The sequence below is a fragment of the Sporosarcina sp. P37 genome (assembly GCF_002109365.1).
Taxonomy (GTDB): Bacteria; Bacillota; Bacilli; order Bacillales_A; family Planococcaceae; genus Sporosarcina.
The window spans coordinates 486,604-505,218 of record NZ_CP015349.1; the positions used below are offsets into that span (position 1 = coordinate 486,604).

Consider the following 18,615-nt stretch of genomic DNA (forward strand, 5'->3'; position numbering starts at 1 on the left):
GGCTCTTTTATGCCTGCTGTGCAGAAAATGACTGAATAATATTCAGAAATGCTTCACCATAACGCTCAAGCTTAGTTTCTCCTACACCTTGAACAGTCAGCAGTTCATCATTGGACAGCGGCATTTTTGCCACCATGTCCCGCAATGTCTTGTCCGAGAAAATGACAAACGGCGGCACTCCGGCTTCTTGCGCTAATTTTAGGCGCATTGCCCGTAATTCATTGAATATCGGATCGTCTTTCGCGACGACAGTAGTGACCATTTCACCTTTGCGCCAGACTTTCACTTTACCAAGCAGGACGTCTTTTCCATCCTCACCGACGTATATTGTAGGGAACGGTCCGCTTTCGACTTGCAGATAGTTCTCAGATATTAAAAATTCGATAAAATCTGCCACGTCTTTTGCATTGCGCCCTTTCATCAGCCCGTAAGTCGAAAGCTGATCAAAGTTAAATTCCAGCAATTTTTTATTTTTTGAGCCGGTGAGAACCTGTGCTACCATGGTTTTACCGAAACGCTGTCCCATCCGGATGACACAGGAAAGCACTTTTTGCGTATCCACGGTCACATCAAACTGCTCGCGTGTATCGGTGCAATTTCCGCAGCGGCAGCATTCTTTCGCGTCATGCTCACCAAAATACGTAATAATATGCTTTTGCAGACAGCCTTCTGTGTGGCAGTAATCAACCATCACTTGCATCTTTTTGATTTCATTGGATATACGCGAAGGATCGGGAGACTGTTCGATGAGGAAACGCTGTGTCAATACATCCTGTGAAGAAAACAGCAGGTAACAGTCACTGTCCAGTCCGTCACGCCCCGCTCTTCCGGCCTCTTGATAATAACTTTCCATATTTTTAGGCATCTGATAATGGATGACGTAACGGATATTGGATTTATCAATTCCCATTCCAAATGCGTTCGTCGCAACCATTACACGCGCATCTTCCATAATAAAACGGTCCTGCTGCTGCTGGCGTTCGTAATCGGGTAATCCCGCATGATACTTCGCGGCTGGTATACCGCTTTTCTTCAGCATCAAATACACTTGTTCCACCGCTTTACGGGTAGCTGCGTAAATAATTCCGGATTCATTGCTGTTTTTCTTTACATAGTCTTTCACGAATTGATTGCGGTCCTGCGCTTTGACAACAGAAAACACCAGATTGTCACGTTCAAATCCTGTCACGACGCGGCTGACAGGCGGGATATGCAGCTGCTGGCAAATGTCATCCTGAACTTCAGGTGTGGCTGTTGCCGTCAGTGCAAGGATGATCGGCCGTTTGTCTAAGTAATCTAAAATACGGTGGATATTACGGTAGCTCGGCCGGAAATCATGGCCCCATTGCGAAATACAGTGCGCTTCGTCAATCGCAATCAACGGAATCGTCATTCGCTGTAATTGATTCAGGAATGATTCTGAATCCAGCCGCTCGGGCGCTACATACAACAGCTTGTACTTCCCTTCCAGTGCATTGTCCATCGTACCGAAATACTCTTCAGATGACAGCGTACTGTTAATATAAGCCGCAGGAATACCGAGCTGGTGCAATGCATCCACCTGATCCTTCATTAATGAAATTAAAGGCGAAATGACCAGGACCGTTCCTTCCATCGCCAGCGCCGGCACTTGATAACAGACGGATTTACCGCCGCCGGTCGGCATCACACACAGAGTATCATCCCCCTGCAGCACCTGATCGATTACACGCTGCTGCCCTTCCCGAAACGCTGAATAGCCAAAATACTTATCCAAAATGTCCAACGGGTTTTGAATGACCGCCACCGCCTTTCGTTAGTTTTGTTTTTTAAGATTGGAATAATAATCGTTCTTCTTCCCGGCTGTGTAATTCATTCACAACAATGAGCCCATAAAACTTCTGCATAATTTCCGGGGTTACTTTCGGATCTTCTTCACGCAATTCTTCAATATCCTGAACCAGTAACCGCATTACATCATGATCACGTGTCAGCTGGATGATTTCCTTCTCCAGTTCAGGTTTTTCTTCTAACACTTGCTTGTAAAAGCCTTCTTCCTCTGCGTCTGCATGACTGATGACTCGTGTTTTCCAATAATCCAGTAAATGATCACATGCCTGCAGAATCATGTCTGTTTCACCCTGTTCTAAACACGCAACCAAATCTTCTGTTTTCATCACGGCGCCGGACAGACCGCCTTCATGGATCGCTTTATGTGAATGAAGCTGTCTTAATGCTGGTCCTGACATACTGACCACTCCTTGTTGTTTTTCTTAAGCATAACAGAATTCGTGAAACAGTGATAGTTTCCTACAATGAAAAAAAGCCCCGCAGAAAACTTCACTGCAAGACATTCTTCATACTTTTGCTATACGAATATGACTGATCATCAGCCATGCAAGAACACACATATAGATCACAAAATACGGTGCAATAATATACGGCGCAGCAAAATAGCTCAGTGTCAGCAGCACACCTGCAGCGGTAATCGGCAAACCATAGAACGTGCCATCAAATTCTTCTACATTATAACGGGCTAAACGGACAGCACCTGCTACAATATAAAATATTACAGCGGACACGCCGATCCACATCGTATCCGACAGCGCGGTATCATAAAGTAATATAGCAGGCGCTGCACCAAATGATATTAGATCGCTGAGCGAGTCGAGCTCTTTACCGAACGCTGATTCCGCGTCATAATGTCTCGCAACCATACCGTCAAAACGATCAAATAACGCCGCGAAAAAAATAAACATTAAACTCATATGGCCGTGTCCCTTGAACACGAGCATGATCGCGATAATCCCCAAACTTAAATTAAAGACTGTAATAATATTCGCCAATTGTAATTTCAGTTTAGTATAATCAAAATATCTGAATGAAAACAAATTATGGCCCCCTCATGTATTATTCTATTATAGTCTTAAAGCGGAAGGAAGAAAAGATGAAAACACGTATTTTTAGATCATTTGTTGAATTGACCGGTTCACCGATCTGTTCTTCCTTATTGAAACGGCTGACCACATCACGTGCCAGTAAACCGTTAATCAAACCCTTTGCGTCCTTCTATCGTATTCAACTGCAGGAAGCAGAATACCCGATCAGTCACTACAATAGTTTGAATGAATTCTTTACCCGTTCATTAAAAGCGGGGAGCCGTCCTGTCGAAACAAGTGCAAATGTATTAACTTCACCGGTAGACGGTGTATTAAGCGATGCCGGAATAATAGATGAGCATCAGAAATTCACCGTAAAAGGCAAGACTTATAGTTTGACTTCACTGCTTGGCACTCCGGAAAAAGCTGCGCCCTACGTAAACGGTTATTATTATTTATTTTACCTTTCCCCTATGCATTATCATCACTTTCACTACCCCGTTTCAGGAACATTAACGAACCGCTATGCGCTTGGTTCCACTTCTTATCCTGTCAACGACCTAGGGATCCGTTTGAAGAGCGATTTGTTTTCTTCCAATCACCGGATCATTTCTGAACTTTCGACTGATTTTGGAAAAGTTGCAATTGTGAAAGTGGGCGCATTGAATGTGAATAGTATACGCATTGCAGATTCTGCAACGGATTGCGTAAAAGGACAGGATTTCGGTCATTTCGCCTTTGGATCGACCGTTATTTTATTTATCGAACCGAAAAACTCATTCAAACCAATAGAATTGCCTTTTACAGATGTTCAAGTTGGTGATAAGATCGGAGAGTGGCAATCTTAAGCAAATGAGGTTTTGAATATGGAGCACATGCAGCTATATATCGCGCAGTACGGCTATCTTTCTATATTTTTCTTTTTGGCGCTTGGTATTTTCGGCTTGCCTATGCCCGATGAATTACTTGTCGCATTTGCCGGATATCTGGCCTCAGCAGGTACATTTCAGTTTGTGTTTACCATACTTTTCACAATTTCCGGCGTCATGGTCGGTACTTTGTTCACATATATGCTCGGAAGAAAAATTGGCAAGCCGCTGATTCATCGCTTCGGCAATTATTTATTCCTTACACCTATGCGCATGCAAAAAATCGAACGCTGGTTTATGACATATGGTTCGTGGACGGTAACATTCGGCTATTTTCTTCCCGGCATGCGTCATCTGATCTGCTATGTTTCAGGCATGAGCGGCATGACCATCCGGCGCTATATATTGTTTGCGATTCCAGGCGTAATTGTCTCTACTACAGCCTGCGTATTGCTCGGCTATTTCATCAAGTTTCCTTTTTTCTAAATAAAAGTAAAACAGGCATGCCGGCTTCCACACCTGCCATCATGACAAATTAAACATACTGGGACATAATATGAAAAAAGCGTAAAGGAGTTCCCTTACGCTTTTTTATGTCTATTTTTTAATAAATACTTTGCAAAGCATTTGAGTGGACCGGAGCGGAAAAAGGCCGACTCCTGCGGGATTTAGCGCGAATGTTGAGACCCCGCAGGAGCGCCAGCGACGAGGAGGCTCAAGCGCGCCCCGCGGAAAGCGTGCCTTTTGGAGCGCAGGGGAACGGACTTTATTTTTAGTTTTGTCCCAGCCTCTTCGCCTTTCAGACAGTTACATTCCTTGATCCAACGCGTACAGCTGACGATACCGCTCATTCTCAGCCAGTAATTCTTCATGGGTTCCCTCCATTACGATTTCCCCATTATCCATAAAAATGATGCGATCCATTTTTTCCATCCCCATCAAATGGTGTGTAATCCAGATCACTGTGTTGTTCTGCAGTGACTGATGGAGCGTTTCAACCAGTGAATACTCTGTTACCGGATCGAGCCCTACAGTCGGTTCATCTAAAATCACAACAGGCGTTTGTTTCAATAAAATTCTTGCCAATGCGATTCGCTGGCGCTCACCGCCTGAAAAACGCTGGCCAGTTTCCTCCATTTGCGTCTTCAAACCTTCAGGCAATGTTTCGAGATATTCATATAAACCTACTTGCTCCGCAGCGCGCTCCACGTCTTCTGCTGTGGCGGACGCATTGCCGAGCTTTACATTATTTTCAACGGACGTGGCAAAGAGATACGGCTTTTGATTCAATACACTCATGATCTCATAAATAGTATCCCCATACCGGTCAGACGGCTGATGATTCACTCGGACCTGACCGCTTGAAGGAGTAATCGTACCGAGCAATAATTGAATCAGCGTGGACTTACCTGCCCCGCTCTTGCCAAGCACCGCCACTTTTTCACCCGGCCGTACAGTTAATGAGAGATTCTGCACAGCGTTGTTCTCTTGTCCTTCATAACGGTAACTGACACGATCCAGTTCAATATATACGGGATCGTTTGCTTTGTATTCCGCCGTCTTTTCCTCGTGTTCTGCGCGGTACTGATGAATCTTGTCGATTCGCTGCAAAGAAGCTTCATAAGCCGGCAGCCGCTCAATAGCGTGCGAAACAGGCAGCAGCCCTTCCAAAATCGGCAAAGTCACCAATGTGAATGCTGCGATATACGTTGGCATCAGCGAACCTGCCGCTGCCTGCTGACCTGCCCACATACCGACGATGATTACAAGCAGACCAGAAAAGAGCTGCAGCTGCAAGGTGCGGGACTGCTGCCAGTAAGCCAGTTTTTTATCAATTTCATGGCTGGCGTGACTTTCTTGCTGAAATGAAGAAAGAAATTGCTCCTTCCGGCCGCTGATCATCCAGTCGCGCAAACCGAAAATGCCTTCTGTCAGCGTATTATACAGCTGACTGTGCAACTTTTTTGACTGCTGCTGATTTTTCTTCATTATATAAAGTGAGACCATCGGATAAACCAACGTCACAACAGCCAATAACACCGCCATCAAGAGCGCAAATTTCCAGTCATACACCGCGAGGACAATGACAGAAAAACTGTACAGAAACAGTCCGATGACCGTTGGAAACAGCGTCCTTATATAGACGTCCTGTAAATGTTCAATGTCGTCAGCCAGTGTTCCGAGCAGATCTCCTGTCTGAAAACGTGAGCGTATGAATAATGCCTGCGGCTCCAGCACGTGATAGAGTCCGACCCGCATATCTGCAATAATTTTCAAAACGGCATTATGACCAAGCAAACGCTCTACGTAACGCAGAACGGCTCTCGATATCCCAAATGTGCGTACCGCAACGACCGGAATATAGACGAGCAAAATGGTTTCGGGCCGTTCAGATGTGCGTGAAATTAAATAACCGGATGTGAACGTCAGCATCGCAGCTGAAAGGATAGTCAACGTTCCCAGCAGTATGGTCGACAGGACAGTCCGATTATATTTCCGGGCATAAGGAAGTATATATTGCTTGTACAAGTTCATACAGCGTGCCCCCTCCCTCGTGCTTCAAGTAAACGGCAGTAGGCGCCATCTGAGTGAAGCAGCTCTTCATGGGTCCCTGTTTCCACTACCTTGCCGCTGTCCAGCACGATAATTGTATCCATTTCCTGCATCCAGTGGATACGGTGCGTGGCGAAGACAACCAGCTTATCTTCCAGCAGCGGTATGATCATCTGTTTTAATTCATGCTCCGTTTCAATATCCAAATGGGCAGTCGGTTCATCAAATAATAAAACTTGACGGCGCTGAAGCAATGAGCGTGCCAGGGCTACCCGCTGCTCTTCTCCTCCGCTCAATACACGGCCACCGGCGCCGATCCGTTCTTCATAGCCAGCAGGGAATGTCTTGATTAATTCATCCAATCCAACCCGTTCCGCAGCTTCGCGCACTTCACTTTCAGACGCATCCGGTTCGTAAAATCGGATGTTTTCCAGTACCGTATCCGGGAAAATCGTCGGATGCTGCGGTATGTAGGCAATTTGATTTTGCCAGCCGGCAGCGGCCAGATGCGGCAGCTTTTGCCCGTCAAGCACACAGTGTCCGTCAGTCGGCAATGTAAAGCCCGACAAGACATCGATCAGCGTGGACTTGCCTGCACCCGAGTGGCCGATGACGCCTATTTTACTGAAACCATGTAATTGCAGATTCAACCCTTCAAAGATCGTTTGCTCATCTGTCTTGACTTCAACGCCTCGCAATTCCAAAGTAGAGCCGGAATTCCAAGCTGCCGCCGGTGAATCAACTGCCGGCTGATCAGGCGATGGTTCTTCCAGTATTTTGTGAATTTGCATACTGGCATCCTTGCCGTCCGCAGTTGCGTGGAAATCATTCCCGAGCTCCCGGACAGGCGAGAAATATTCAGGCGCCAAAATTAATATAGCGAGCGAAGGTTCCAGCAGCATCTGTCCATTAATTAAGCGTAATCCAAGCTCTACCGCCACCACTGCCACGGATAAACTGGCAAAAAAGTCAAGTGAAAACGAGGACAGAAACGCATAGCGCAAAGAACGGTTGGTGGCGATCCGGTATTTATCACTGACTGTTGCTATAGATTGCTCATGGGCACGGCTGCGGCCGAGATATTTCAACGTGACAATCCCGCGCAGAGAGTCCACAAAATGCCGCGACAATAATCGGTACGTATTCATCTGTTCATCGATTTTCTTTTGGGAAACCAATCCGATCAAAATGAGAAATACAATCAGAATCGGCAAGACCACAATCAGTGTAACAGCGGACATGATATCCAATGTAAATACATACAGGACAATGACGAATGGCACGATAGCCATCGACAGCGTGCGCGGTATAAGCAATTCCAGGTACTTTCTGAACTTCGGCACCCCTTCCAGGCCAAGTGTCACCAAATGGCCCGAACCGTATTTCCCGACAGCCCGCGGCCCCAGATCAAAGATTTTCTTCAGTAATTGCTGTTCATATTCTTTTGCTGTCTGATCCGCGAAGCGATAGGCCATTCGTTCTTTTGCCCATTGGAAGAAATGACGCAGACTATTCGCTGCGATAAAAACCACAAATGACCGAAGTGCTTGACTCCAGTCTGCGCCTTGGAACAACTGTGTAATCGCTTTTGCTAAGTAGATTGCCTGAAAAACAATAGCGATTGACTGAACTGCAGTAAGCAGTCCAATCAATGCCATCACTCGTTTACTTCCTTTGTATTGAAGCAAGTATTTATCCATTAGTATTCTAGATGCTCCTTATCACCTGTCAACCGTTTACGGAACACATAATAACTCCAGATTGTATACGCCAAAACGATTGGCACCATAGTAAATGCTACGATCGTCATGATTTTCAATGAATAATCACCCGAAGCTGCATCGGCAATTGACATATTAAATGCAGGATCTATAGTACTGATCATCACATTTGGGAATAAAGCGATGAAAAAGCTTGCCATAATAATAATCAGCACTAACCCAGTCATCGTAAAGCTGAATCCTTCCCGCTTTTTCTTTAAGAAGAAGAATAGCAAACCATACAGCACAATTGCCAAACTGTATAATGGAACCAGAATAGCTCCGTGATCTGCGAATGCATTTGTATCCGCATACGTAAATACCATAAACAGGATGAGGAAACTACCTGCCAAAGCATACACTTTACGTGCAGCAGCATTTGCCCGGCTGCGTAACTCCCCTTCTGTTTTCAGACCGATGAACAGCAGACCATGCAAGTACGTTAACACGACGAACGCCAGGCCGCCGATTACTGTATATACATTGACGAAATCAGTAAAGCCTGCGTACATATTCATATCCGCGTCAATCGGCAGACCTTGAATTAAACTGGTGAAAAATACACCAAACAAAAATGGCGGCAAGATGCTTCCGATGAAAATCGCCCAATCCCACGTCTTAACCCATGTTTCCGAGTCACCTTTCCCGCGAAATTCAAATGCCCCCCCTCTGATGATGAACGCCAGCAGCAGCACGACAAACGGCAGATAATATCCGCTGAACACCGTCGCATACCAGTGCGGGAATGCGGCAAACATCGCACCGCCCGCAGTTATCAGCCATACTTCATTGGCATCCCAAACAGGTCCGATCGTATTGATGATGACCCGTTTTTCCAAATCATTTCTTGCTAAAAACTTCGTGCTCATTCCGACACCAAAGTCGAAGCCTTCCAGAAAGATGAATCCCGTAAATAGGACTGCGATTAATATAAACCAAATATCACTTAACGGCATGTCCCGCACCTCCTGTTTCAAACGGATCTGTTGCCGATACATCCTTTACAGGCCGCTCTTCCGGACCGCGCTGGATGAATTTCACAAACAATACGACCATGATAATACCGAGGATCGTATAAATCGCAGAGAAGGAAATAAGTGAAAACAGAATCTGACCGGCCGATACGTTCGGCGATATGCCGTCTGCTGTCTTCATCAAACCGTTTACCACCCAAGGCTGACGTCCCATTTCCGACATAATCCATCCGAATGAATTCCCGATGAACGGCAGGAAGATTCCGGCTATCAGGAGACGGAGGAACCAAACGGATTCTGTGATTTTCTTGCGGTACATAAGCAGCAGACCGAGCGCTGCCAGCCCAAGCAATGTGCCGCCTGTTACCACCATGATGCGGAAACTCCAGAATGTTGTTTTAACTGGCGGTATATAACTGCCTTCCCCGTGTTTTTCTATCATTTGCTGTTCAAGCGCGTTCATCCCCTGTACTTTCCCTTTGAACTCGCTGTATGTTAAATAGCTCAGCATGTAAGGAATATCGATACGCCCTGTTGTTTCACGATTTTCCACGTCAATCTTCGCAAACAGTGTCCAGGCAGCCGGATCACCGCTGTCTTCCCACAGCCCTTCTGCCGCCGCCATTTTCATTGGCTGTTCGTGCATTAAGTATTGAGCTTGGGAGTGACCTGAAAATGCAATTCCTAACCCTGACAGCATACCGACAACCAATGAAATCGCCAGGGACTTCTTAAAGAATTCAACTTTTCGTTTCTTAATCAAATACCAAGCGCTGACACCCACTACGAAAAATGCGCCCGTTGCGAAACTTCCGAACACAGTGTGCGGGAATGCAACCCATAGCTTTTCATTTGTCAGAACTGCTATAAAGTCATTCATTTCGGCACGGCCCTTTTGTAACACATAGCCTGTCGGATTTTGCATGAAGGAGTTGGCAGCCAATATCCAAAATGCAGACATTATCGTTCCGATAGAGACTAACCATATACAGGCTAAGTGCAGTTTTTTCGGCAGTTTATTCCATCCGAAAATCCAGATTCCGATAAACGTAGATTCGAGGAAAAACGCAAGCAACGCTTCCACAGCCAAAGGGGCGCCAAATATATCCCCTACGAATCTGGAGTAAGCTGACCAGTTCATTCCGAATTGAAACTCTTGAATAATACCGGTCACTACGCCAATTGCGAAGTTAATAAGAAAGAACACACTCCAGAATTTCGTCATTTTAAGGTACATTTCATCTTTTTTGACGACATACATCGTCTGCATAATTGCAATGATCAATGCCAATCCGATCGACAGCGGAACAAAAATGAAATGAAATAAGGTGGTAGATGCGAATTGGATTCTAGCTAATAAGACTTCTTCCAGCATTTTTGATGATCTCCTTTCGATCTTTGCTTCTACATCTAGGATAGCGCACAGCAAAAAATAGTTCGTGAACTATGTACGATATTCCTGTTACAAACCTGCGAACTTATGTCAAAATTGTCTATAAGTTATGGCGGCTTTGTAACAATGCTCAGAAAATACAAATTGGCTGGATTTTGTTGGGTATTGGGGGGAATTATGCAGCCATGTACTGGCGCTTTCTCGCTGTCAGGCTACTCTTCTTTTAGGTGCGGCTAGGGGGTATGGGTGATTTTCAGAGTTTGCAAATCATATAGTGTGAAGTTCTTACGTTTACAGAGTATTTTTGCCGGAAGGTTTTGGAGAAGATGTGTGAGGAGAAGGACCATGCTGACCGCCCGCCCTATCATTACTAGAAGTCGCATGTCTTTCACATAAGGCAGAAAAAGAACGCAAAACAAATAAACGGCCTGCTTCTAGTAAACAGAAGCAGGCCGAAGCATTTAGATTTCATCGATCACTTTCATAATCTCCACATAATCAGGATGTGCTTTATGAAGATATATAATGAAGTGATCTATTCTTTTTACAGCAAGCTTTTCAACTTTACTGCCGACATAAACCGTAAGTTCACCAGTCTCATCCAGTTCCTGAAGACGCTGATCAGACGCGTCCAGTTTGTACAAGTGCAGCGGAAGTAAAGGTTCCCCGTTTATAGTTAACGCCATGCCGCTTTCCGCACGAAACATATCAATTGCTGCTTCTTCAGGTTCGCCGACAGTAAACCCTTTTGCCTTGAGATTTTCCACTGCCTTCTGATACAGCACTTCATCTGTAACGGAAGGAATTTGCACGGATTCTTCTTCAGGCATTTCCTGCACTTTATCCTGCGACTTTTCTGGCGCTGGTGTTTCTTCATCCTTATTACACGCAGCCAATGCCAGCGACAGACAAGTAAGTACAGCTGCATATAAAAACCATTTTTTCATAACTCTCATTGATTGATATCCTTTCCGGTAAAACAAATTCTATCATTATTATACATGATTTTTATATTTTAGCGCGATGCAGAACCTATTTCTAGACAAATCCACTTCGACAAATTACGATATGATTACAGTAATTAATAAACTTTATTTAAATGTATTAATTACTATTTAATAATCATTATAAATAACACTTTTAATTTCTGTTAGCGTCTGGTATAATTGTATTTGTAGTTAACAATCGAACGAAGAAGGAGGAATTTTCAATGACTATTAATGAGAACAATTCTCAAAAGAGAAAATTAACAACCGCTGCCGGTGCTCCTGTAGTTGATAATCAAAACTCTATGTCTGCCGGTCCAAGAGGTCCTTTGCTGCTGCAAGACGTGTGGCTGCTGGAAAAGTTGGCACATTTTGACCGTGAAGTTATTCCTGAACGCAGAATGCACGCAAAAGGTTCAGGTGCTTACGGCACATTCACTGTTACGCATGATATTACGAAGTATACGAAAGCAAAGCTATTTTCAGAGATTGGCAAAAAGACCGAGATGTTTGCACGATTCTCCACAGTTGCCGGCGAACGCGGCGCTGCTGATGCAGAACGTGATATCCGCGGATTTGCTTTAAAATTCTATACTGAGGAAGGTAACTGGGATTTAGTCGGCAACAACACACCTGTATTCTTCTTCCGTGATCCGCTCCAGTTCCCTGACTTGAATCACGCAGTAAAACGAGATCCCCGCACAAACTTGCGGAGCCCGAAAAACAACTGGGATTTCTGGACATCTCTTCCTGAAGCACTTCACCAAATCACGATTCTGATGAGTGACCGCGGTATTCCAAGATCTTACCGCGAAATGCATGGTTTCGGCAGCCATACGTTCAGTATGATCAATGAAAATAATGAACGTCACTGGGTCAAGTTTCACTTCCGTTCCCAACAAGGGATTCATAATTTAACAGATGAAGAATCTGCAGCAACGATTGCGACAGACCGTGAAAGTTCACAGCGCGATCTTCTGTCGAATATCGATGATGGCAATTTCCCTAAATGGAAAATGTATATCCAGGTAATGACAGAAGAACAGGCGATGGAAATGCCGTATAATCCATTTGATTTAACAAAAGTCTGGTATAAAAAAGATTTCCCATTAATTGAAGTCGGCGAATTTGAATTAAACCGCAATCCTGAAAACTATTTTGCAGAAGTGGAGCAGGCCGCATTCACGCCGGCAGCTATCGTACCGGGGATCGGATTCTCTCCTGACAAAATGCTGCAAGGACGTTTATTCTCTTACGGTGATGCACAGCGTTATCGTTTAGGCGTCAATCATCACCAAATTCCGGTCAACGCACCAAAATGTCCGTTCCATAGTTTCCACCGTGACGGCGCAATGCGTGTAGACGGCAATTTGGGCGCTACGACACACTACGAGCCAAACAGCTACGGCGAATGGCAGGAACAGCCAGACTTCAAAGAGCCGCCACTAAAAATACACGGCGACGCGGACAACTGGAACTTCCGTGAAGACGATGATGATTACTTTACACAGCCGGGTAAACTGTTCAATATACTCAGCAGTGATGAACAGCAGCGTCTGTTTGATAATACGGCACGTAATATGGGCGATGCACCAAGAGAAATCAAAATCAAACATATCCGCCACTGCTACCTTGCTGATCCAAAATACGGTGAAGGCGTAGCGAAAGCACTGGATATCCCGATGGAAGAAGTAGATATTGAAAATACAACGACCATTATCGAATAAACTCAAAAGCCGCTTGGAAAATTTCCCAAGCGGCTTTTTCGTTATGCCTGATCCCCAACGGCATTCAATATGTTGGCAATGATCAATCCTAAAATAATCGCGATAATACTCATTACATACGGCGTGCCGCTTTCCGGGATTCCAGGAAAAATAACGAAAACGGAACCAAGAATCAGCCCGATGATGACGGCAAACATTCCCGTACGGAAATGTGACAGCAAATAGCGGATCACTTTACTGCTGACTACAAAACCAACTGCAATTCCTGCACCTGTTGCGATAATAATGGGGATATTAAAGTTAGAAATAGCGGTGATGACAGTTGTATACACCCCTAGCAGCAGCAATACAAATGACCCGCTGACACCCGGCAGCAGCATTGCCATACTGCCGGCCCATCCGGAAAAGAATAAGATAACAGCTGTTTTAGCCGTCAGATGCGTGATCGTAAGCGGGTCAGCCGGCTTAATGAAAACAGTCGAAGCTAAAGCAGCCGCCACTATGAGAATCAGCACAAAATGACGAAATGCAAAGTTCGTCCTTAATCCTGCCTGTTTGGATACAAACGGAATCACACCGATAATTAATCCTAAAAAGAAAAATTGTGTAGGTTCATGATAATGCTTCAGCAAATACGAAATGACTTTACTGAATAAAATAATCGTTGCCCCCATCCCGATCGCCAAGGGAATAAGGAAGCCAATGTGTTTCTTCCAGTCTTTACTGAAAAATCCGCTGATTGAACTGAGCAGCTGATCGTATATCCCTAAAATAAAAGCAATTGTTCCGCCACTTACGCCCGGGATCAGATCACTGATTCCCATTAAAAAACCGCGATATAAATTTCTCCATTCCATGCCTGTTGTTCCTCCAATGATTTCATTCCGTATAGTATATCACGCTGCCCTCTGCTGCTGACAGTGTATAACCTTTCCTTTTACTGCTTGCTCCATCTGTTTGAACAGTATATGAACAGCTCCATATAAATAGGACTGCGCAAAACAAAAGTTGTTCCATTGTTCGCTGAAACAATGAAACAACTTCACTTTAATAACTCTCTAATTCAGATACCGTCACAAATTTATATCCCTGTGATTTCAATGATTCAAGTATAGCTTCCAGACCATCCGCTGTTGACTTATGAATGTCATGCATTAAGATGATACTGCCGTTTCTGCTGTCCTTTTGGACGTGTTCAAGCATTAATTCGGGGTCATGGTGATCCCAATCCAGTGTATCGAGATTCCATAAGACGACAGGCAATTTTGTGCTCTCTCTCACCCGATTATCGACTGCGCCATAAGGCGGTCTGAAAACCGTGGCAGGTTTTCCTATCACTTCCCATATTATCTCTGATGTATCATGAACTTCCGATTGTAATTCATCATCCGTAACGTCAGTCAATGATGGATGGTTCCAAGAGTGGTTACCGATTTCATGGCCTGCATCAGCTACTTCTTTCGCAATGGACGGATATAGATTAACACGATTACCGAGCATGAAGAAAGTTGCTTTAGCATCATATTTTTCGAGTATATTCAAGATTTTCATTGTATAGTTTGGATCTGGGCCATCGTCAAACGTCAAAGCAATCTTTTTATCTTTGTTCTCTTGCGTTGAAGATACTTGGAACTCTTTCGCTAAAAATGGGTTTAATTTTTCAAGCGGAATTTCCACTGTCGCAGGCCCCGCCTGTCTTTTCGTGAATTCACCCGTTCCGAAATACACTACCAATGCATCATCTGTTAAAGCAAAATTACGATAGTTTACCCACATCGGTTCAGTTGGCTGCCATACACTGTCTCTTATCAAATCGTCTTTAAGTGCAGGACTGTGATAAATTTCTTCGCGCACTACATGGGCTATCCGCTTCAATTTCTCCAAGTTCTGATCCGCTATATCACGCATCATTAGTTCCTTCCCTGTTTCCGGATTAATGTGGAATGTTTTGATCTCTGTATGGCTTTCTTTGTCTGCAAAATAGGTGGTGGCCTGCATGACAAATGAATAATTTCCGGACAGATGCTGAAGTGTCTCAAAAGAAACAGCCAATTTAGTGACTTTGTGTTCGCTGTTCTGCACTTCGTCCGAATAACGCGTTTTTACTTTTTCAATATGATCCATTACACGCTTATTGAATGTTTCATACTCTGTCTCAGGATATTCGATAATAAACGGACCTGCTGAATCATTTTGTTTTTCGGTTACGATTTTAATGCCAGGAAATGCAGATGTACTGGATTCCACTGACACTTCCTGTGTTGGTGCAGGTATGATTTCCTCTGTTGCGTGCTGCTCAGTTTCGGTACTTGCATTATTTTTCATGACGTTCACGATTAAGAATAGAGTGACCGCGGTCATCGTGATGATTGTAATTAACAATGCGCGATCAATCCATTGTGAACGGCGTTTTTTATCTTTAACGTTCATGGAAAGACTCCTTTAGTGCACACCGCTCGAATAAGCTCTGCACGTTTTACCATTCTTATGTCCTTTTGCCTTGTTTATGATATGCAGTTTTTATGGTGCATATCTATCCATACAATGCATGGCTTCCCAAACAATGGACATTTTTCTATCTACTAGTATACAACAAAATCAAGCTTTCACAACAATATGGCCAATTCTTCCTTCTTCTTTTTTTCTTTAAGATGAATCAATACAGCACAGTTATCCTTTTCTGGAAAATGAAAATATGCTATACTATTTTGGGCCCGAATTTTGCAACTTCGAGCTGAAGGGAATCATTTTCCTTTTGTACACACCGATCTCGGCTGTTGTCTACTGCAAAGATTAAACAGAAGGCGGTAATTTACATGGAACAGAAGAACTATCGAGTATTATTGTTTTACAAATATGTCACGATTGAGGAGCCCGAAGAGTTCGCAGCTTCACACTTGGCATTTTGTAAAGAAACAGGATTAAAAGGACGAATTCTTGTGGGAGAAGAAGGTATTAACGGAACTTGTTCAGGTACGATTGAACAAACTGATGCCTACATGGAACATATGAAAGCAGATCCCCGCTTCGCTGACATTTGGTTTAAGATTGACGAAACAGATGGACATGCCTTCAAAAAAATGCACGTTCGTCACCGTCCGGAAATCGTCAACCTCAGCCTGGCTGAAGACGTGAATCCTTTGGAACTGACGGGCGAATATTTGGAGCCTGAACAGTTTTTACAGCAAATGCAAGAGGAGAATACTGTCATATTAGACGCACGGAATGATTATGAATATGATTTAGGACATTTCCGGGGGGCAATTCGTCCGGATATTGAAAACTTCCGTGATCTTCCGCAATGGGTAACTGAAAACAAAGATAAGCTCGAAGGCAAGAAAATTTTGGCTTACTGCACAGGCGGTATTCGCTGTGAAAAATTCACAGGCTGGCTGAAGCGCGAAGGTTTTGAAGATGTGGCACATTTACACGGCGGAATTGTTTCGTACGGTAAAGATCCAAAAGCAAAAGGTCAGTTATGGGATGGCCAGTGCTACGTGTTTGATGAGCGCATCGCGGTTCCCATCAATCAGGTGGAGCATGTAATCGTAGGCCGTGATCATTTCGACGGCACACCTTGTGAGCGTTATGTAAACTGCGCGAATCCGGAGTGCAATGCGAAGATCTTATGTTCTGAAGAGAACGAGCACCTCTATATGCGCAGCTGTTCAGACGATTGCCGCACCCATCCCCGCAACCGCTATTTCGTTGAGCACGATATGACAGTTGCTGAGTATGATGAACGTCTTCCTAAAATTGAAGCGTTGCGTGAAAATGAAACCATTTCACAATAAAACAAGAGGATGCTCTTTGAAGTGTACATCATACTTCAAGGGCATCCTTTTTCTTGTGTTTTTAAGTGAATCGTATTGTTAACACCCGCTCACCCAAACTTCCCTGCAATATAATCTTTCGTTTCAGGGAATGCCGGTGAAGTAAAAAAAGCAGCTGTTGGACCATATTCTTTTACTTCTCCGTTAAGGAAAAATGCGGTGAAATCAGAAATTCTGGCTGCCTGCTGCATATTATGCGTGACAATAATAATTGTGTACTGTTCTTTAAGATTTTTGATCAACTCTTCAACTTTTCCGGTAGAGATTGGGTCTAATGCAGAGGTAGGTTCATCCATCAATAATATTTCGGGTTTCGTCGCAAGTGTTCTTGCAATGGTCAGCCGCTGCTGCTGTCCGCCTGATAGACCTCCGGCAGGTTTATCCAGCTGATCTTTCACTTCATCCCATAGAGCTGCAGCACGCAGATTCGTTTCTACCATCTCATCCAACACTTTTTTATTGTTCTCACCTTGAATTCGCGGTCCGTAGGCAATGTTTTCATAAATCGAAAGCGGAAATACGGAAGCATGCTGGAAGACCATCCCTACTTTCTTACGCAGCTCCACGGGATCAATAGAAGAATCCAATATATTTTCCTTTCCGATCCAAACAGCTCCTTCTGCCCGTACTCCGGGAATTAGGTCATTCATGCGGTTGATGATCCGTAAAAAGGTCGATTTGCCGCAGCCAGACGGTCCAATGAGCGCTGTGATTTGTTTCTCTTCAAACTGAAGGTTAATATTTTTCAATGCATGATGGGAATCATAGTAGAATTGCAGATCTTCCGTTTGAATCACTGACCGCTTCATCGTTTTCGTTTGCTTCATCATCGCTCTCTCCTATCCGATTCGTCCATTTATATAATGGGAGGTTTGTTCATAACGCGGATGATTGAATATCTGTTCGGTCTGTCCATGTTCAATCACACGCCCCATATAAAAGAACGCCGTTTCATCCGAAATCCTTGCTGCCTGCTGCATATTATGCGTCACGATGATTATTGTATAGTCATTTTTCAATTGGGATATCAATTCCTCAATTTTCGCTGTAGATACTGGATCGAGTGCGGACGCAGGTTCGTCCAATAATAATACGCTCGGTTTCATTGCAAGCGCTCTTGCGATACAAAGGCGCTGTTGCTGACCGCCTGATAAACGCAAGGCGGATGTATGTAAATGATCTTTCACTTCATCCCATAGAGCGGCTTTCTTCAAACTGTCTTCCACAATCTCCTGCAGTTCCGTCTGTTTTTTCACACCATGCCGCATAGGTCCAGATGCCACATTCTTAAATATGGATTTGGCGAACGGTACCGGCCGCTGAAATACCATGCCAATCTGTTTGCGGACTTCAAGTAAGTTGACATATGGAGAATGAAGTTCTGCGCCTTTATAATAAATTTCCCCTTCTGTACAGCAATCATCAATGCCCTCATTCATGCGATTAATAGAACGCAAAAACGTTGATTTTCCACATCCCGATGGACCGATCAATGCAGTGACGGATTGTTGAGGGAATGCCAGACTCACTTGATCTACAGCCCGATGTTTACCATAATAGACGGACAGCTTATTTGTTTGGAGTACAGAGCCGGGTTGAATAGTGTGACCGTCCGCCGTTTTCGTCGAGTTGGTTTTCATTCCGGCTGGCTGCAAAGCAACT

The 18,615-nt window shown here is 44.2% G+C and carries 16 protein-coding genes; 4 read left to right on the forward strand and 12 right to left on the reverse strand.

Annotated elements, in window-relative coordinates; genetic code table 11:
- Positions 1–7 precede the first annotated feature (7 nt).
- From recQ to pssA, 3 genes are all read right to left on the reverse strand, one after another.
- Entirely contained in the window at positions 8–1,765 is a 1,758-nt protein-coding gene (gene recQ, locus SporoP37_RS02675; protein WP_335698141.1) for a DNA helicase RecQ, read from the reverse strand.
- Positions 1,766–1,808: 43 nt separating this feature from the next.
- The gene (locus SporoP37_RS02680) at positions 1,809–2,228 is read right to left on the reverse strand and encodes a hemerythrin domain-containing protein (protein ID WP_081242196.1); all 420 of its coding nucleotides are present in this window, start codon (positions 2,226–2,228) and stop codon (positions 1,809–1,811) included.
- A gap of 108 nt (positions 2,229–2,336) precedes the next feature.
- The gene (pssA, locus tag SporoP37_RS02685) at positions 2,337–2,870 is read right to left on the reverse strand and encodes a CDP-diacylglycerol--serine O-phosphatidyltransferase (RefSeq protein WP_085430190.1); all 534 of its coding nucleotides are present in this window, start codon (positions 2,868–2,870) and stop codon (positions 2,337–2,339) included.
- Positions 2,871–2,926: 56 nt separating this feature from the next.
- On the opposite strand from pssA, the gene asd reads away from it, so the two are divergent.
- Together asd and SporoP37_RS02695 are read left to right on the forward strand one after the other, a co-directional pair.
- Positions 2,927–3,706 (forward strand): archaetidylserine decarboxylase, encoded by a 780-nt coding sequence (gene asd, locus SporoP37_RS02690; protein ID WP_158233659.1) that lies wholly within the window; start codon positions 2,927–2,929, stop codon positions 3,704–3,706.
- An 18-nt stretch (positions 3,707–3,724) separates the two neighbouring features.
- Positions 3,725–4,213: a DedA family protein gene (locus tag SporoP37_RS02695; RefSeq protein ID WP_085430192.1), complete on the forward strand. Its 489-nt coding sequence runs from the start codon at positions 3,725–3,727 to the stop codon at positions 4,211–4,213.
- Positions 4,214–4,534: 321 nt separating this feature from the next.
- On the opposite strand, the gene cydC is transcribed toward SporoP37_RS02695, so the two are convergent.
- The 5 genes from cydC to SporoP37_RS02720 form a co-directional block, all read right to left on the reverse strand.
- Positions 4,535–6,262, reverse strand: a complete 1,728-nt coding sequence (gene cydC / locus SporoP37_RS02700) for a thiol reductant ABC exporter subunit CydC (protein ID WP_085430193.1) — start codon at positions 6,260–6,262, stop codon at positions 4,535–4,537.
- Positions 6,259–7,980 (reverse strand): thiol reductant ABC exporter subunit CydD, encoded by a 1,722-nt coding sequence (gene cydD / locus SporoP37_RS02705; RefSeq protein ID WP_085430194.1) that lies wholly within the window; start codon positions 7,978–7,980, stop codon positions 6,259–6,261. The genes cydC and cydD overlap by 4 nt, the downstream gene beginning before the upstream one ends.
- Positions 7,980–8,996: a cytochrome d ubiquinol oxidase subunit II gene (cydB, locus tag SporoP37_RS02710; protein WP_085430195.1), complete on the reverse strand. Its 1,017-nt coding sequence runs from the start codon at positions 8,994–8,996 to the stop codon at positions 7,980–7,982. The genes cydD and cydB overlap by 1 nt, the downstream gene beginning before the upstream one ends.
- The gene (locus SporoP37_RS02715; RefSeq protein WP_085431663.1) at positions 8,983–10,386 is read right to left on the reverse strand and encodes a cytochrome ubiquinol oxidase subunit I; all 1,404 of its coding nucleotides are present in this window, start codon (positions 10,384–10,386) and stop codon (positions 8,983–8,985) included. The genes cydB and SporoP37_RS02715 overlap by 14 nt, the downstream gene beginning before the upstream one ends.
- A gap of 482 nt (positions 10,387–10,868) precedes the next feature.
- A complete protein-coding gene (locus SporoP37_RS02720; RefSeq protein WP_081242203.1) occupies positions 10,869–11,363 on the reverse strand; it encodes a hypothetical protein in 495 nt (164 codons plus the stop codon).
- A 254-nt stretch (positions 11,364–11,617) separates the two neighbouring features.
- On the opposite strand from SporoP37_RS02720, the gene SporoP37_RS02725 reads away from it, so the two are divergent.
- A complete protein-coding gene (locus SporoP37_RS02725) occupies positions 11,618–13,120 on the forward strand; it encodes a catalase (protein WP_081242204.1) in 1,503 nt (500 codons plus the stop codon).
- A 41-nt stretch (positions 13,121–13,161) separates the two neighbouring features.
- On the opposite strand, the gene SporoP37_RS02730 is transcribed toward SporoP37_RS02725, so the two are convergent.
- Positions 13,162–13,977: a DUF368 domain-containing protein gene (locus tag SporoP37_RS02730; RefSeq protein ID WP_081242205.1), complete on the reverse strand. Its 816-nt coding sequence runs from the start codon at positions 13,975–13,977 to the stop codon at positions 13,162–13,164.
- A gap of 190 nt (positions 13,978–14,167) precedes the next feature.
- Complete coding sequence (locus SporoP37_RS02735) at positions 14,168–15,550, reverse strand: polysaccharide deacetylase family protein (RefSeq protein ID WP_081242206.1); 1,383 nt, start codon at positions 15,548–15,550, stop codon at positions 14,168–14,170.
- A gap of 386 nt (positions 15,551–15,936) precedes the next feature.
- On the opposite strand from SporoP37_RS02735, the gene trhO reads away from it, so the two are divergent.
- Entirely contained in the window at positions 15,937–16,914 is a 978-nt protein-coding gene (gene trhO, locus SporoP37_RS02740; protein WP_085430196.1) for an oxygen-dependent tRNA uridine(34) hydroxylase TrhO, read from the forward strand.
- An 89-nt stretch (positions 16,915–17,003) separates the two neighbouring features.
- On the opposite strand, the gene pstB (SporoP37_RS02745) is transcribed toward trhO, so the two are convergent.
- Both pstB (SporoP37_RS02745) and pstB (SporoP37_RS02750) read right to left on the reverse strand, forming a co-directional pair.
- On the reverse strand, positions 17,004–17,783 hold the full coding sequence (gene pstB / locus SporoP37_RS02745; protein ID WP_085430197.1) for a phosphate ABC transporter ATP-binding protein PstB: 780 nt from the start codon (positions 17,781–17,783) through the stop codon (positions 17,004–17,006).
- Between the two features lie 9 nt (positions 17,784–17,792).
- Positions 17,793–18,593 carry a phosphate ABC transporter ATP-binding protein PstB gene (pstB, locus tag SporoP37_RS02750; protein WP_099662730.1) on the reverse strand — a complete coding sequence of 267 codons (801 nt, stop codon included), beginning with the start codon at positions 18,591–18,593 and terminating at the stop codon, positions 17,793–17,795.
- Positions 18,594–18,615 lie beyond the last annotated feature (22 nt).

Bases quoted from the DNA above. Each gene is read 5' to 3' on its own strand.
- SporoP37_RS02680 (WP_081242196.1), bottom strand. From the start codon at position 2,228: ATGTCAGGACCAGCATTAAGACAGCTTCATTCACATAAAGCGATCCAT.
- asd (WP_158233659.1), top strand. From the start codon at position 2,927: ATGAAAACACGTATTTTTAGATCATTTGTTGAATTGACCGGTTCACCG.
- SporoP37_RS02695 (WP_085430192.1), top strand. From the start codon at position 3,725: ATGGAGCACATGCAGCTATATATCGCGCAGTACGGCTATCTTTCTATA.
- cydC (WP_085430193.1), bottom strand. From the start codon at position 6,262: ATGAACTTGTACAAGCAATATATACTTCCTTATGCCCGGAAATATAAT.
- cydD (WP_085430194.1), bottom strand. From the start codon at position 7,980: ATGGATAAATACTTGCTTCAATACAAAGGAAGTAAACGAGTGATGGCA.
- cydB (WP_085430195.1), bottom strand. From the start codon at position 8,996: ATGCCGTTAAGTGATATTTGGTTTATATTAATCGCAGTCCTATTTACG.
- SporoP37_RS02720 (WP_081242203.1), bottom strand. From the start codon at position 11,363: ATGAGAGTTATGAAAAAATGGTTTTTATATGCAGCTGTACTTACTTGT.
- SporoP37_RS02725 (WP_081242204.1), top strand. From the start codon at position 11,618: ATGACTATTAATGAGAACAATTCTCAAAAGAGAAAATTAACAACCGCT.
- SporoP37_RS02730 (WP_081242205.1), bottom strand. From the start codon at position 13,977: ATGGAATGGAGAAATTTATATCGCGGTTTTTTAATGGGAATCAGTGAT.
- SporoP37_RS02735 (WP_081242206.1), bottom strand. From the start codon at position 15,550: ATGAACGTTAAAGATAAAAAACGCCGTTCACAATGGATTGATCGCGCA.
- trhO (WP_085430196.1), top strand. From the start codon at position 15,937: ATGGAACAGAAGAACTATCGAGTATTATTGTTTTACAAATATGTCACG.
- pstB (WP_085430197.1), bottom strand. From the start codon at position 17,783: ATGATGAAGCAAACGAAAACGATGAAGCGGTCAGTGATTCAAACGGAA.
- pstB (WP_099662730.1), bottom strand. From the start codon at position 18,593: ATGAAAACCAACTCGACGAAAACGGCGGACGGTCACACTATTCAACCC.